Annotated in this window: 1 protein-coding gene; it reads right to left on the bottom strand. The window is 41.1% G+C overall.

Features of this window, described 5'->3' with window-relative positions:
- The coding region (locus SB773_RS30055) for a Mur ligase family protein (RefSeq protein ID WP_410593844.1) at window positions 1–467 on the bottom strand (467 nt) is incomplete at both ends.

The raw sequence follows: 467 nt of genomic DNA, 5'->3' as shown, positions 1-467 counted from the left end.
CCCTTCAGTTTGGCCGCCGAGATGGCTGCAAGCACATTTTCCAAATTATGTTTTCCAGGAAGGGCTATCTCTGAAACATCAATGACTTTTTCTCCTCGGAAATAAACGGCACCTTCTTCCACATATGCGCCATTCTCATGTTTCACTTCAGTTGAAAAAGGAACAAGTTCAGCCTTGGTCTTTTTCGCCATGGATAAAACGGCATCTTGATCTGCATTAAAAATCATGAAATCTGAGCCTATTTGATTTTTCGTAATCGCAGCTTTTGCTTCTGCATATTCCTGTTTGGAGCTATGATAATCCAAATGCGCATCATATAGATTAGTCAAGATCGAGATTTCTGGACGAAACTCCTCTATCCCCATTAACTGGAATGATGATAATTCAATGACGATCGAGTCATCGGATTTTGCTTTTTCAGCAACACCAGAAGCAACTGTACCGATATTTCCAGCAATAAGCGGGGA

Source organism: Bacillus sp. SIMBA_074 (genome assembly GCF_046534555.1).
Classification (GTDB): Bacteria; Bacillota; Bacilli; order Bacillales; family Bacillaceae_G; genus Bacillus_A; species Bacillus_A mycoides.
This window is presented reverse-complemented; position numbering and strand designations above follow the sequence as displayed.